Annotated in this window: 12 protein-coding genes; 2 read left to right on the forward strand and 10 right to left on the reverse strand. The window is 43.5% G+C overall.

Annotated features, from left to right (window positions below):
• On the reverse strand, positions 1 to 2,588 hold a 2,588-nt coding region (locus HF974_14440), incomplete at its 3' end, for a DUF3344 domain-containing protein (protein ID MBC2699500.1).
• Positions 2,589 to 2,638: 50 nt separating this feature from the next.
• Positions 2,639 to 4,258 carry a DUF3344 domain-containing protein gene (locus tag HF974_14445; GenBank protein MBC2699501.1) on the reverse strand — a complete coding sequence of 540 codons (1,620 nt, stop codon included), beginning with the start codon at positions 4,256 to 4,258 and terminating at the stop codon, positions 2,639 to 2,641.
• Between the two features lie 673 nt (positions 4,259 to 4,931).
• Here HF974_14445 and HF974_14450 point away from each other — a divergent pair.
• Positions 4,932 to 5,348, forward strand: a complete 417-nt coding sequence (locus tag HF974_14450) for a ribbon-helix-helix protein, CopG family (GenBank protein MBC2699502.1) — start codon at positions 4,932 to 4,934, stop codon at positions 5,346 to 5,348.
• Between the two features lie 249 nt (positions 5,349 to 5,597).
• On the opposite strand, the gene HF974_14455 is transcribed toward HF974_14450, so the two are convergent.
• The 8 genes from HF974_14455 to HF974_14490 form a co-directional block, all read right to left on the reverse strand.
• A complete protein-coding gene (locus tag HF974_14455) occupies positions 5,598 to 6,755 on the reverse strand; it encodes an ABC transporter permease (GenBank protein MBC2699503.1) in 1,158 nt (385 codons plus the stop codon).
• 16 nt (positions 6,756 to 6,771) lie between these two features.
• Positions 6,772 to 7,440 carry an ABC transporter ATP-binding protein gene (locus HF974_14460; protein MBC2699504.1) on the reverse strand — a complete coding sequence of 223 codons (669 nt, stop codon included), beginning with the start codon at positions 7,438 to 7,440 and terminating at the stop codon, positions 6,772 to 6,774.
• A 12-nt stretch (positions 7,441 to 7,452) separates the two neighbouring features.
• Positions 7,453 to 8,520, reverse strand: a complete 1,068-nt coding sequence (locus tag HF974_14465) for a DUF3344 domain-containing protein (protein MBC2699505.1) — start codon at positions 8,518 to 8,520, stop codon at positions 7,453 to 7,455.
• Positions 8,477 to 10,246 carry a DUF3344 domain-containing protein gene (locus tag HF974_14470; GenBank protein MBC2699506.1) on the reverse strand — a complete coding sequence of 590 codons (1,770 nt, stop codon included), beginning with the start codon at positions 10,244 to 10,246 and terminating at the stop codon, positions 8,477 to 8,479. The genes HF974_14465 and HF974_14470 overlap by 44 nt, the downstream gene beginning before the upstream one ends.
• 66 nt (positions 10,247 to 10,312) lie before the next feature.
• Positions 10,313 to 10,522: a hypothetical protein gene (locus HF974_14475; protein MBC2699507.1), complete on the reverse strand. Its 210-nt coding sequence runs from the start codon at positions 10,520 to 10,522 to the stop codon at positions 10,313 to 10,315.
• Positions 10,522 to 11,601, reverse strand: coding sequence for a hypothetical protein (locus tag HF974_14480; protein MBC2699508.1), 1,080 nt, complete (start codon positions 11,599 to 11,601; stop codon positions 10,522 to 10,524). Before HF974_14480 ends, HF974_14475 begins: the two co-directional genes overlap by 1 nt.
• On the reverse strand, positions 11,598 to 12,524 hold the full coding sequence (locus HF974_14485; GenBank protein MBC2699509.1) for a DUF3344 domain-containing protein: 927 nt from the start codon (positions 12,522 to 12,524) through the stop codon (positions 11,598 to 11,600). Before HF974_14485 ends, HF974_14480 begins: the two co-directional genes overlap by 4 nt.
• 1 nt (position 12,525) lies before the next feature.
• Positions 12,526 to 13,377, reverse strand: a complete 852-nt coding sequence (locus HF974_14490) for an energy-coupling factor transporter transmembrane protein EcfT (GenBank protein ID MBC2699510.1) — start codon at positions 13,375 to 13,377, stop codon at positions 12,526 to 12,528.
• Positions 13,378 to 13,479: 102 nt separating this feature from the next.
• On the opposite strand from HF974_14490, the gene HF974_14495 reads away from it, so the two are divergent.
• Positions 13,480 to 13,656, forward strand: a 177-nt coding sequence (locus tag HF974_14495; GenBank protein ID MBC2699511.1) for an ATP-binding cassette domain-containing protein, incomplete at its 3' end; no start/stop codon positions are given.

Here is a 13,656-nt window from a genome sequence, read left to right on the forward strand (position 1 = left end):
AGCATATCATCAACAGCGCAGTCTCCTGTGGTGTTTCTGGACACGGTGAGATTGTTGTTGATTTCGTTAGCACCTTCGTCCACTACACCGCCGCTGTCAGCAAACGTTGTCATCGAGATGTTTTCAAGAACGGTCGGTTTCCAGTTGCCAACTTCTACCACCGTACTTTCACTTGCATTAAGTGCAGGCACAGTTGCTATTAATACGGTCGGACCACCTGTATGTGAGATATTTAGGCTTACGTTACAACTAGCAGTGGATGCAGTACCTTGATTCATCACATTTACTGATAACACATTCGTAAGATTGGTGAATATGTACTGCGGGTAAATGTTGCTTACGACAAGGTCTGGTAATGGTGTCTCAACAATCACTGGTGTCTCAACAATCAGAATCGCATTGCTTGCTTGCATTCCAGTGGTACCGTTGTCCTGGAATCCCATGTTGTTGCCGCTTTCAAGCAAGTTCGACTTCACGGACACATTCTCCACATTGATCTTGCTGCCTGGATATGCCTCAGTAGGCGTATCCCATGCATCGGCCTTAATGACATTGCCATTGAAGAGCATGTCAGATCCAAGTTCCATTCCCTGTGCAACAACTGTTATTAGCCTCGCAGTGTTAACATTTGCAGGATCAATAGTTCCACCTGATAATGCTACTGTAGCTGTTGCTTCTTCTGGCGATACAGAGAAGTCTTTACTGCCATGTGTATCATCTGCTGACATAAGATAGTCAGTACCTTCCAGCATCCATATCTGGACCTCATGACCATGATCTGCACGGTCATAGATCACAACTAACATCTCACCTAATAGTGTGGTGCCATTACCTCCAATAGGTTCGATATTCTTGACGATGGCTGTATAGTCACCAGAACCACTCATCAGTGAAGTTACATTGAAAACAGAGCTTCCTTTTGGTGATTGGTAGAATCCAAATGACTTCGAATCCTGATATACCGTATCAGGTATGAGATCTGTGCCACTGAAGTTCACGCTCAGATTTGCCAGACATCCGGTTGGATACGTATTGAAGTTGTACCATTTGTCATACCAGTACACATAGAGCCTTGCATCTTTCACAGTCGCACCACTTGGCAGATCAATGTGGTGGATCCTTGTATCGGTTGCCTCTGGATCAAAAGAACTGATCTTTGCACCGCTTACATTGTATTCCACACCACCGCCAATCAAGTTGTAATACATAAATTGATCCAGTGGTTCTTCTGTGGTATCGCAGTCTAAATTCTTGCTCTTGTAGCCGTTATCAACAACACCGCCGATGACATTGATTGTATTATATACCTGCATTGTCGGAATAACCTTCGAAAATATGTTATTCGTCTCATCAGATTCAGTAATAGTTCCGCAACTTCCATCAGGACAGGTCGGACAATTGCTGCAATTGCAGTCAACAGTCACGTTTATCGTGAGCGGAAGTGACTGTGCCGGGAAACCTGCCATAACCGGATAATCCGCACATGTTGGCGTCCAGTCGATGCTGATAGTTGTATTTGCACCTGCTGACAGGCCACCTGTTACGGTTGAACAACCGATCTTGAGACCATCTGCCTCAAAGCAGACATCAAAATCGTCTGTTACATCCTCAGGTCCATTATTGTACACAACCGCAGAGATGTTATTGCTTTGATTGATGTAAACCCGGACTATATCCTCATAGCGCTCATTGCCAGGGTTTACAAGGACATCGTTCACGTTCAGGTCGGGCGCGTTCAGTTCCGGCTCGTATTCCACAGTTAGAATTGTATTGCAGATGTTAACATGTGCATCAAAGCCTTGACTGAACCATGCATCGTTTCCTGATGCTTTCATGTAGTTCGTTACATTCCATGTATGCATATCAAATTCATTAGTATTTACACCGCTTGTATCCAGCTCATTTCCATTGAACTTCGTGCAGTTGCTGCAGGATGGATAGTATCCAGTGAGGTGTACCATAGTGAGATTTGCCATCGCAATATTATCAGTATTCACAGTGCCGACAAAGTTTGTTGTTCCTGTGGGATTAGTGGAACTGAGGGCATCGCTTCCGTCGTTGATCCAGTACTGGATCTGCTTTGGATCATCTCCACCCTCGTAGACTACAACCAGCACAATGCCATAAATCCTGCCATCAATGCTGCCATTGATCTTCGATGTAGTTGCAGTATTTATCTGTCCTGTATTGACTAAGTTGGTAACATTATACCACAACCAATACTTACCGAGGCCTGTGCACCACACATTATCATTACCATCGTTTGTCTCCTCTAAATGTATTGGACCCAGTTTATTACTGGTAGAATCTCCATTAAAGCTGACGTTCACCCAACCAGTGCTATGACCACCCCATACACCTGTATACAGGTAAGCATACTTGACTGTTCCATTAGGCACATCAGTGGTCAGTGTTTGTGTCGTTGTCTCGGTCCAGCCAATGCTGTCATGGAACACGCCACCGTTGACGGTACCATTCATTTTTGTATTCACTGGCCATCCATCTGAATTGTAGTTTGCCATTGCCGGCATTGCCAGCATGCAAATTAGTATTGCGCTTAGAAAAACTATCCGCATTGATTTATTCATATTTATTCCTCATTTATATATTTATTTATTCAGTTATTATTCAATAATCACTATATCTGCTGGGCCCAGAACATCAGTACTCCTTCCTTTTCTCCTTCATGTGAATAATCAACAGGAACTCTAATCCGCAGATCAGCCTCTTCAGTAGCGTTTGGAATCAGCTGGGTCTGATAACCGGTCCATGTCGCATTATTGATCTGGAGCCCTCTGGCATAGAGGTCCTGACCAGTGTCTGTAACCTCTGCTGTCACACTGAGATTAGTGGAACCATTATTCTTGATGAGTATTTGATGAGTTGAGCTGATCTCTCCAGGTCCGAGCGAACCGAAATTTAGATAGGAGGGTGTGACCTCTATGGATATTTCCGGTTTGATGTCGGATATCAGGGATACGGGGGTATTATCTCCAGATTCTGGTGTTAGCTCAGGTAACGTATGCCAGAGCACTAAAAAAGCGTTACTGGGCACCATGTAATCGTCTACAGCCCTGATTCGGGCAGTATTGTTGTTATCGACAAGGTAATTCTGTACGCTCCTTTTATCCACATCCAGATTAGCATAAGGTGTGCCGTTATAGATCCCGGTCCAGTTCTCCAGGTTAAATATTAGCATATTGTCAATGTCGTTTCCTGACTGGATCACTGTAGTAAGTATAGCTTCCTTGATATTTGTGGTATTGATCGTTCCGGAAAATACAGCTTGTGTGGTAGCCTCTTCAGGAGTGAGTCCTGATACTGGCTGGGATGATATTAAATCACAGCCTTCGGCTATCCAGTACTCGATCTCATCTCCGTTAGGTTCGGTATATACTACCAGCAGGCCCACTCCATCCATTGAAAAGTAGCTGTTGTCAGGTCCGGTATTCTCTATCAAAGTAGTATGGTCGCCAGACCCGGTTACATAGTTTGTGACATTATAAGCCCATGTTCCGCTAGGAAAATCGTAGTTACCAAATCCTTTTCTATCATCATATGTTGCCGCAGGTGAGAGTACATCATTATCAAAGGTGAGCTTCAGGTCGGGATACCCGTCTGTTGTATCGATTACACTCCATGTCCAGTATGCATACAGCCGTGCGAACTTTACAGTGGCTCCTGTAGGAATTGAGATGTTGTGTTCAACTTGGTATGGGTTGCCCGGGTATAACTTACCGCTATAATCGCTGCTGCCTAGAGAATAGGTCAGATTACCGGGAATCGTTTCATGGGTAAAAATCGTCAGTGGTTTGTCGCCAAGATATCCATTAACTGATTCAAACGAATCGGTATTGTATGAAGTATCCTGCAAGGTCGTAACCTCAGGGGTTAAGGATGTCGAAATGCCACTGCTACCAATTGCATGGAATTTTACATCTGTAAATTCCACATCACCGGTTTTTCCGTTCGGGTTCAAGCCAGATATTGTTATACTGCCAGCGCTGTTGTCCGCATTCAATGCCAGAACAGATGAATCTGTAGTTCCTTGGGCACCTGTGACCTGTGCAATATCTGGATTATATGTGACTTTAATTGTACCTGTTCCGTAATTGATTACATCGTTAAGCATAATTGAAGCACAGATATCGTTCCCGGGTTCTACACTGACATCATTAATTGAAACAATAGTCTTAGTCGCTTGTGCCGGGGTTGCAAAGATAAATAAAATAAATAGTAATATGATGTTTTTTTTCATAAAATCTCTACTCCCAAGATCCCTTCCCCCAATAATATTACATTATCTGTTATTTTAAATAGATGAAATGAGATGTAATTGTATTATCTCCTGTTTGTCATTCGATAGTATCAATTAAATTAACATCCTATATTTCGTGATTTGCTCTTATAATATTGTAAGTTCGTAATATTTCATTATATTATTTGTAATATCCCGTTTACCTGCTATGTAATATATATATATTTCCATAATATATTTGAATATGCCTTATTTTGTCGAAATAATGTGAAATATGGTGCTAATGATTATCATAATATTATTTCTGCAATTCCAAATACAATCATACCTCTCCTAAATATTATCAGCATGTTGTGGCAACTTTGTACAGTATAGAGCTGCAAATAATCCTTTTAAATATAGACTTTCAGATTTCCAATCCTCAATTTAATTGAAACATAATATGTAATATTTAATGTTACTAAAATAGAAAAACTTATTACTATGTAATCCCTTTGTAATGGATTGCAGATGATAGTTATCAAAAACATAGGTTATACAATAGCCAACTAAAGCTCAGTCACCTGAGAAAACTATCATCCTCCATAAAAACATCTGCACTGTAAATGAAAAATGCAGAGGGTTACTCCTCTTCTCTCTGCGTTTTCCATCCATTGTTGATTGGAGCATCAGGATGACAAACGAATTAGCCAGGATCGGGATAACGTTACCGAATGATCTATTGGCACATTTTGACGAAGCAATTATTAATAATGGTCACGCTTCAAGGTCAGATGCCATAAGGGATTCTCTCAGGAGATACATCCAGTATCATGAATGGATGAATGACGTTAAAGGGGAACGTATAGGAATATTCGAGATAGTCTACAACCCGGTAAAGAAAGGTCTACCTGCCATTATTGAAAAAATAATTTTTGAGTCAAATGAAATATTACTATCCTCGATGCGGGTTCATATTACCAGTGATTATTACATGCGTATTTTAGTCCTGCGCGGAGAAGGAGAACACCTGATAAAAATAGCGGCAAAATTAACTGCCCAAAAAGGTGTGATACATGTGAAAATAAACACTGTGAACTTCTGTGAATAGGGTCACACAAAATATGTTATACTCCTTCTTTTACAGATATTAGGATAACAACAGTTGATAGAGCGTAAATAATGATCCTGTTGACGTTCATCAGTATCCATTTCAAAAAGTAGGGTAATAACATCTGTATGAATCATTATTCGTATTATCTGCCACAGAGAGCACAGAGAGGAAATACTTTGTGGCCTCTGTGCTCTCTGTGGCTATCATTTTTACCCTCTGATTTAAAGTAGATACGTTCATCATCATTCAAAGCTGTCTTAACGCCTTGACCGGGTCCAGCTTTGCACCCCTCCATGCAGGATAAATGCCCGCAATAACGGATATGACCAATGATACCAAAAACCCAGCTGCAAGTATTTGTATATTTATTACTGTTAAATGTTCGAAATCTGCGATCCCCAACTGTGCTACCAGCATGGGCCTGCCCACACTGTCTATTAAAAAGGAAAAAAGAACCCCAAGCAGGTCACCAAGTATCCCTCCCAGTACACCTATTATGATACATTCGGATAGGAACATCCTGATTATGTCCAATTCCGATGCCCCTATAGCCTTGGTAATTCCGATCTCATGAGTCCGCTCATACACCGAAACGATCATCGTATTTATTATCATGAGCCCGCCCACGATCAATGATATGCTTGAAAAGAATGCAAGAACAAGGGTCACAGCGTTCATTATCCTGTTGACCGAATCTATTTCATCCTGTGCACTATAGCAGGTCAGCCCCAGTTTCTCAATGGCAGTTCTTGCAGCCAGCGTCTGGCCGGACTTATCCAGCTTAACAATAATGCCGTCATAAACATCTTTCCCGGTAAGCTCCATGGCAATATTCATATCCATGAATGCCTGGTCATCGGAATCGGTCCCGGTAGGTTTTAACCTGCCTGCTATCACAAAGGTAATATCCTTATCTATCGCCCTGCCTTCTTCTCCGTACAACCTGATCCTGGCATCAATGGCGTTTCCGATCTCTGCTCCCTCTATCTTACTGAATTTCTCCCCGATATCACTTCCCAGCACGATCTGGTATGTTCCTTCCTCAAGCCACATGCCAGCTTCAAGCTTCAGGTCTTTGGCTTCCATATATTTTGCTGAAATGCCATTGGCCTTAAAATATGTCTTATTTGGTGTCACATAATCATCCATGGTATATGGTGCGACTACAGATCCATATTCCCTGACCGCACGTACTTTTGATTCGGTTATCAGGATAATATTTCCATTGCTGACTCCAGGGGATACCTCAATTAAGGTCAGGTCATGGGATTTTTCGATCTCACCAACTGCATTGACACGGATCCCCTCCCCCAGGGATGTAACTCCGACAACGGCTGCTACACCTACTGATATCCCGAGCAAGATCAGCAGTGTCCTGACCTTCTTGGTTCGCAACTGCCTCATTGCCAGTAAGAATGCTTCAATCAACGATCTCACCGTCCGTTATTGTTATCACCCTGTCGGCATTGTTAGCCATTACATTATCATGTGTTGTAACAATGAATGTGATCCCCTGCTCTTTATTCAGCTTCTTCATGAGGTCAATGATCATCTTTCCGGTCCTGGAGTCTATATTCCCTGTTGGTTCATCTGCCAGGATAAGCCTGGGATGGTTTGCAAGTGCACGGGCTATGGACACTCGCTGCTGCTCGCCCCCGGATAGTTCTGAAGGGAGGTGAAGCGCCCTGTCCCTTAGTCCCACAGATTCTAACAGTTCTTCTGCCCTTTTTATACGTTCTGGCTTTGGAACCTTGTTGAAATACATGGGATACCATACATTCTCTATGGCATTCATTGTTGATATGAGGTTAAATCCCTGGAAGACGAACCCCATTGTTTGCCTGTGCAGTTGCACGAGACTACCGGCATTTCCATAGTCGATCTTCACATCATCTATATAGACATCACCGGTGGTAGGCTTGTCCAAGCATCCCACAATGTTTAGCAGTGTAGATTTCCCTGATCCGGACGGGCCCATTATCGAAACAAACTCTCCGCTGGCAACAGTCAGGTTTACATCATTGAGCGCTACCACCTGGTTCCCTGAGCCAAAAGTGTAGTACTTTGACAATCCCTGTGTTTTAACCATACTCACAATTAGTCACCTTTTACCTGCCACATAAGCAAAGGACATTGCAATAATCCCTGCCAGTAGTTCAAAACCTGCTGTTTTATTCGCTTTCGTTTCCCCCTCTCCTTCAAACTCCAGCACCATGATAGCATTTGTCACCAACATGTAATCACCGCTGTCCTGTATGCTGGCAAAATTATCTTTGGGCTTTAGGTAATTTGTTACTTCCCGCTCGTCAATTGCGATCTGGGCTGATTCACTTGTCAAGTAAATATCTTTCCACACTTTTCCGCCGCCGAATAATATCCTGATGATATCTCCCAGAATGGGTGTGACTTCTGCTTTCTCGTTAAAAAAAAGCTTGTTGCGAGTCTGTTTTGCACCCTGGGTTAAGCCCCCTGATGGAGAAGCAGTTATCAGGTATGCCCTGCTCACCTTTTCTGTATCTATCCCACCTTTGAAATATGTGGTCGTTGTAGCCATTTCCGGGGTGATACCATGTTCAGCATAGATCATATCACAACCTTCATTGACCCAGTATTCAATAACTGGCGAGTCCTGGTATTCATAGATTATGAGCAGTCCGATTCCCTGTAAACAAAATGTCCGCTCATCGTCTGCCGAATTTTGTAATGATATCGAATAAGTGCCATTTTCATGTATCCGGTCGCTCAGATCATAAACGTCTGTGCCTGAAAAGAAGTCGTATCTCGCTGCAAATCCTTTGGTATCGATATATCTCGAATCATGTGATACCGGGCTTACACCGCCATGATGCATGACTGATGCATTCATCACCGGATATATACCTTCCAGGCCTTTTTTACTCCATACCCAGTACGTATATGCCCTTGCAAATCTGATACTTGCATTGGCTGGAACAGCAACTTCAAAGTCAACCGTGTAGGTATCATTTGACTTCATCTCTCCGCTGTATTTGCTGTTGCCAAGAGCAAATTCGACACCGCCCGGGTGTACATCATGTAAAACAGTGATCAGCGGTTTATCTCCGGCATATGATGCCGATGCAGGAAAAATAACTATTATCAGGAGACTAAGTAAAATTAAATACGATTTCATCCACATTATTCTCCTCATTTGATTCAATTACATAGTTTTTCTCGTCTACTATTGCTTTGAGGGTATGTTCGCCCCCCGCAACCGTTACCATCAGTTCCTCTTCCATTGAAGAACTGCCATCCAGCTCCCGGATATGCAGTGCCGCAATTTTTTCTTCATCAAGATATAAGTTGATATCAAATTGTCTGGCTGGTGACTCCCCATTATTCATAATGAGTATGGGAACTTGATAGTCTGTTTGTTTGTTTTCGGTGCCGGGTCCGGTACACCCGCTAAAACATGCAGCTACAAGAAGAACTGCCAGCAAGAAGGCTTTTTTTCTTCTAAGACTTCCAATAACCAGTAGCATCAATAACGGTGTTGATGCTTTAGCCAGGCTGTTTTCGGTTTCGGTCTTTTTTGGTTCTCCTATGGAAATAGACAGGTCGGGTCTGGTATTGACATCTACTTCTGCTTCATAGACATTGTTATTTTCATTAGACTCCAGTACTACATTTTCAGGATCGACCATTATCTCCAGGAGATGGGGTCCTGCCGTAGCATGCCAGTTGATCGTTGACCTGATAACACCGCTGGCATCCATATTCACATCAGTCGTTGAAGCCTCACTGCCGTCAACATCCAGCCTGATCCTGACCATCCCTTCATGTAGTCCACCCGGATTACCTATCACTACCGGTATCTCAACATCATTTCCTTCAATAAGATTATTTTCATCGATCTCAACTTCTATCGATAGATCAGGTCCGGAATTTGTATCTGTCCTGTGCTTTAGTACCAGCGACGTGATAACCGGGTGCAGATAGTCTTCACCTTCGTTATCGCCGATCTTCCCATCCCCATCCAGGTCACGTCCTAAAAGGAATGTAAGAATATTATCTGTCTGTGTATATTCAAGCACATCGAAGCATTCAATATCAAAATAACTGCTCCGAATGCCAGAACCAAAACATGCATCACCACTTACCTCATTGGCAATATCCGTTACTCCGGTGTGGTATCCCATATCAAGGAGATATTGAGGTGTGGTCCCAAGCTGGTGGCCATTAAATTGCAGGTAATCAGGCAGGCCCTTTGAACTTGTCAGATAAACTACTGTGAGTTCTGCTTTGTTCGGACTGGTCTGGTCCTGCATATCATTGAAAAATACAGATGTTTCATAATTTATATTTTCCTGCTTCCCGCTCCATCCCCCACTATGGAGATTCACATTCCCGTCATATATCTCGTAGGTGATCCCGGGTGCATTCTTGTCTTCATAGACTGCGGCGAGTACAGCGCCGTACACCCTGCCGTCAAGTTTATTGCCGGGTTCTCCCTGGCTCGTTTCAATGATAACCGCATTCTCGCCGTTCACAACAATATCAGTTACATCATAGTATACCCAGTAAACCCCATGGCCTGAACAGTACACGTTTGAGCTGGCATCATTAATACCCAGCAGTGGTACTTTATCCATGCTTTTGCCGTTCATGTCAACCCGGACCCATCCTTCATACTCTTCCTTGCCGCCCCAGATACCGACATACAGGCGTGCCCACCTGATATGACCATCCGGCACATCAAATTTCTGTGAGTAAGGCGGGAATTCCATGCCGTGGCCGCCGTCGATATATACTCCACCATTAACCGTGCCTTGTGAAGCGATTGTAAACGGTATGCCGTCATATGAATAGCTTGCTTGTACTGCCGGAATGAATGTGAACAGTAGTAAAATAAATAAAATAATTAAAATTTTCTTCATAATCTTTCACTCCATTGCCGGATATTCTCTGATCGTTGTGGCAGCTAACAAAAAGTTACCCACTCCTCAATCCTGTGTATCTCCCAATATTTCTATTGCCCTTTGAAGATGGCTACCCGCCATGTCCATAGCTTCAGCAGCCAGTAACAGTTCTGCTTCAATATCCTGTTGTCCCATTTCTCCAGCCTCTTGTGCTTGCTTTCGAAAGCCAGCGGCATGGCTGCTATTATGATCGGCCCAGTGTTCAAGTTTTATCTTTAACTTTTCAGGTTGCATTATATCATAGCTCCTCTCACTTTTTTAGCAATACTGTATCCTATAGCCCCTCCTATCAGGCCGCCGATGGCGGCAATACCCACCTCTCCCCAGGCATACCAGGGGGCATAATATACCTTCCAGACAGCAGGTGCAAAAAAGAAATAGAACATCCAGTAAGCATAGGCACTCCTCGCCACACAGTAGATTATAGCCGTACTCCGCCTGTCTGCATAATCTTTCTTGAATAACAATACCAGAATATCGACGATTATGCCTTCAGTCATATACCACCCCATCCATATAGTGATATTAGAGCCCCACACCACAAGTGCTACAAGTTCCACCACCGTGAACAACAGCGTGGCCGTACCCGGCTTTCTTACCAGCTGAAGTGCGATTATCATCAACACGGCCGTGGGTATGGTGAACAGCAGTCCGCCAAGGGGACCCAGCAGGTCGTTGAAGGTCTGCCAGAACCACCTGAAAACAACACCGATGAGGCCAGCCAGGAGTGCTATGGTGATAAGGTCAATGGTAGTGAACTGCTCAAGCACATTGAACTTCCAGGCAATTAAAAAGGCCAGTAAAATGATACATATGCTTGCCAGCACAGTGCCGTATGTTATCCAGGAAGGTGGAGGGACAACCTCAACAGCATGGGTATAGCTGGTAGAATGGGTGCCTGTACCGTCCTCATAGCTGGCTGATATTGCAAAACTTCCCTTTTTCTTGAATTCGATCGATTCGGGCGGCTTTACACTGAAAATAAATGAAATGGATTCCCCTGCTCCCAACTCCCCGATCCTGGCTGTTACAGTGTTATTATCAGCATTGATGTTTTTCATTGCCTGTACAGGGATCTCGATATCCATTTTAAGCGGGACATTCACAGATACCAGGATATTGTGCAGGTTTTCATCCCCTGTATTGGTCAGGACAACCTGGCCCCTTTCATACCATGATACACCGGCAACCAGTCTGTTTTCCTGGTAAATTTCCTTATTCTTCAAGGGTATATCCATGCCAATTTCAAGTTCAGCCGCAGCTATTTGTGGTAAAAAAAAGATCAGTAAGATGAGAATGGCTATCAGCTTCATTTTTTACTCCTTACCCTGTATACCAGGAATATCATTGAAATAACCAAGACCATAACAACTGCTCTTGGTAAATTTTCTCCTTTTGATTCGGACATTGGGTGGATCTCAATGTAATCGTCTCCCTGGTCTTCCATGAATTCTACAAAAAGAACTGCATTAAAAGGATGGATATATGTTTCCTCGCCACGGTCAAAGAAGACTGAATTGTTGGTAGTTCCAACAAACTCTGTGACATCCCACCTGTCCAGGTCAAAATATGCACCGGACTTTCTCCTGCCAACATCCTCACCCAGCAGATTAGAATTAAAATATAACCTGTCGATCTCACCCTCATTACCTGCTATCATCATTGTCCACAGGGTGGCATTTGTTGTCCCTTCCGGGATATCACCCTGGAATATTACCTCAGCATGGTCAATTTTGGACGTTTGGGAGAGGGCATGGTTCCCTTCGGCAATCCAGAACCGGGTTTGTGGCATAGTAGTATCATTATACACTGCCACCAGGACAATGCTGTACGGCGCACCGTTTGTGTTATGATAGGTTACTGATACAGTGTTCATCCCAGGTGACAATTCATCGGTGACATTTAAGACATAATCGCAAATCCCCCATGCGGCCACATAGTCAGGTTCGCTTGACCTGCCCAGGCTTTTTCCATTGATGCTGACCTCGATCCAGTCGCCTTCGTTATAATTCCACACAGGTACATACAGGCGGGCATATTCAATGTTACCGGGCAGGTCAAAGTATTCCACATAAGGGTCTTCATAAGTCAGCCCGTGACCGCCACCCACGTAAACCCCGCCATGGATTCTGCCTTCGGCTATGACATACAGTGGCGTGCCATCACCCCGCCATTCACCGGCAGAGGCAAGGGGTACCAGCAACAAGATAGAAATGAAAAGAGCGATTTCCTTCATATTATATCCCCGGCACTGTGCCGCCATAACCTATAAAACTAAGATATAATCCGGTACTCATGAATATAAAGATATATGAGAGAAAAATATAATCAGCCCTACCCAGTTTTAGTTCATTTAGATATGTCCTGTTCTTTGTTGCCCTGAAGGCCCTTGAATCGGCAGCGATAGCCATCTGCCGGCCGGTTCTTAAAATATTGATGACCAACGGGAAAAAGAGGTGTTTTAATGCGATTATTTTGTTGGTGATACCCTTCATCTTAAGGCCCCGTACCTGCATGGCATTTATAGTTATGAGACTTTCCTCTATCATGGAAGGAGCAAAACTTACTGCAGAAGAAACCATGAAAGCGATCTCACTTGGAAAACCGAAGTGTCTCTTGCCGATCTGGATAAAACGTACAAGACCTGCAATTAGCTCACTTGGATGGGTGGTGGCCACAAGCAAAAGGGCGGCACTTACCGTTGCCATGAACCGGAATGACTGGATGAAACCATACACGGCACCTTCCATATATACATGGATCCCGCCTGTAATGGGTCCGATTACCGGGAAGGTTGCCGGGATTATAGTAAATGTGGGTGTTTCACCCCAGTAATAGAACAATGATTGGGAGATCATGAACCCGAAGACCATAGTAAACAGCACGAACGCAATGGATTTGATCTTCTCCCTAGAAGGGCGCAACATTGCCCAGAAAGGCAGGGTTGACAGGAATATCGCCAGCAATACCCAGGGTACACCGGCTGTAATGGTCAGGGTGGAGACACTGAATACCCATATTAACTTGACCCTCGGGTCAATGCTGTGGATTATTGTCTCCTTTTGTTCGTAACGGAATATTCCCCGCAAAAGATCACCAAAATCATTAAGATTTTACGTAGACGTAATACTTCCGATATAAGGCTATGTTATTTATACTTAATTGGTGTTATTCGTTGAATAGAAATAAAAATGATATCAATTAAAAATCTTACTTATTATTATCCTGGTTTTGAAGATGCAGTACTTGATAATATCAACCTGACAGTTGAAGAGGGCGAGTTCATACTCTTGCTTGGGCCCAGCGGTTGCGGGAAATCAACTCTTGTCCAGTGCCTGAATGGTATAATTCCCAAAGTTGCCAGCGGA

This window comes from ANME-2 cluster archaeon, assembly GCA_014237145.1.
In the GTDB taxonomy this organism is placed as follows: domain Archaea; phylum Halobacteriota; class Methanosarcinia; order Methanosarcinales; family Methanocomedenaceae; genus Methanocomedens_A.

Bases quoted from the DNA above. Each gene is read 5' to 3' on its own strand.
- HF974_14445 (MBC2699501.1), bottom strand. From the start codon at position 4,258: ATGAAAAAAAACATCATATTACTATTTATTTTATTTATCTTTGCAACC.
- HF974_14450 (MBC2699502.1), top strand. From the start codon at position 4,932: ATGACAAACGAATTAGCCAGGATCGGGATAACGTTACCGAATGATCTA.
- HF974_14455 (MBC2699503.1), bottom strand. From the start codon at position 6,755: ATGAGGCAGTTGCGAACCAAGAAGGTCAGGACACTGCTGATCTTGCTC.
- HF974_14460 (MBC2699504.1), bottom strand. From the start codon at position 7,440: ATGGTTAAAACACAGGGATTGTCAAAGTACTACACTTTTGGCTCAGGG.
- HF974_14465 (MBC2699505.1), bottom strand. From the start codon at position 8,520: ATGAGGAGAATAATGTGGATGAAATCGTATTTAATTTTACTTAGTCTC.
- HF974_14470 (MBC2699506.1), bottom strand. From the start codon at position 10,246: ATGAAGAAAATTTTAATTATTTTATTTATTTTACTACTGTTCACATTC.
- HF974_14475 (MBC2699507.1), bottom strand. From the start codon at position 10,522: ATGCAACCTGAAAAGTTAAAGATAAAACTTGAACACTGGGCCGATCAT.
- HF974_14480 (MBC2699508.1), bottom strand. From the start codon at position 11,601: ATGAAGCTGATAGCCATTCTCATCTTACTGATCTTTTTTTTACCACAA.
- HF974_14485 (MBC2699509.1), bottom strand. From the start codon at position 12,524: ATGAAGGAAATCGCTCTTTTCATTTCTATCTTGTTGCTGGTACCCCTT.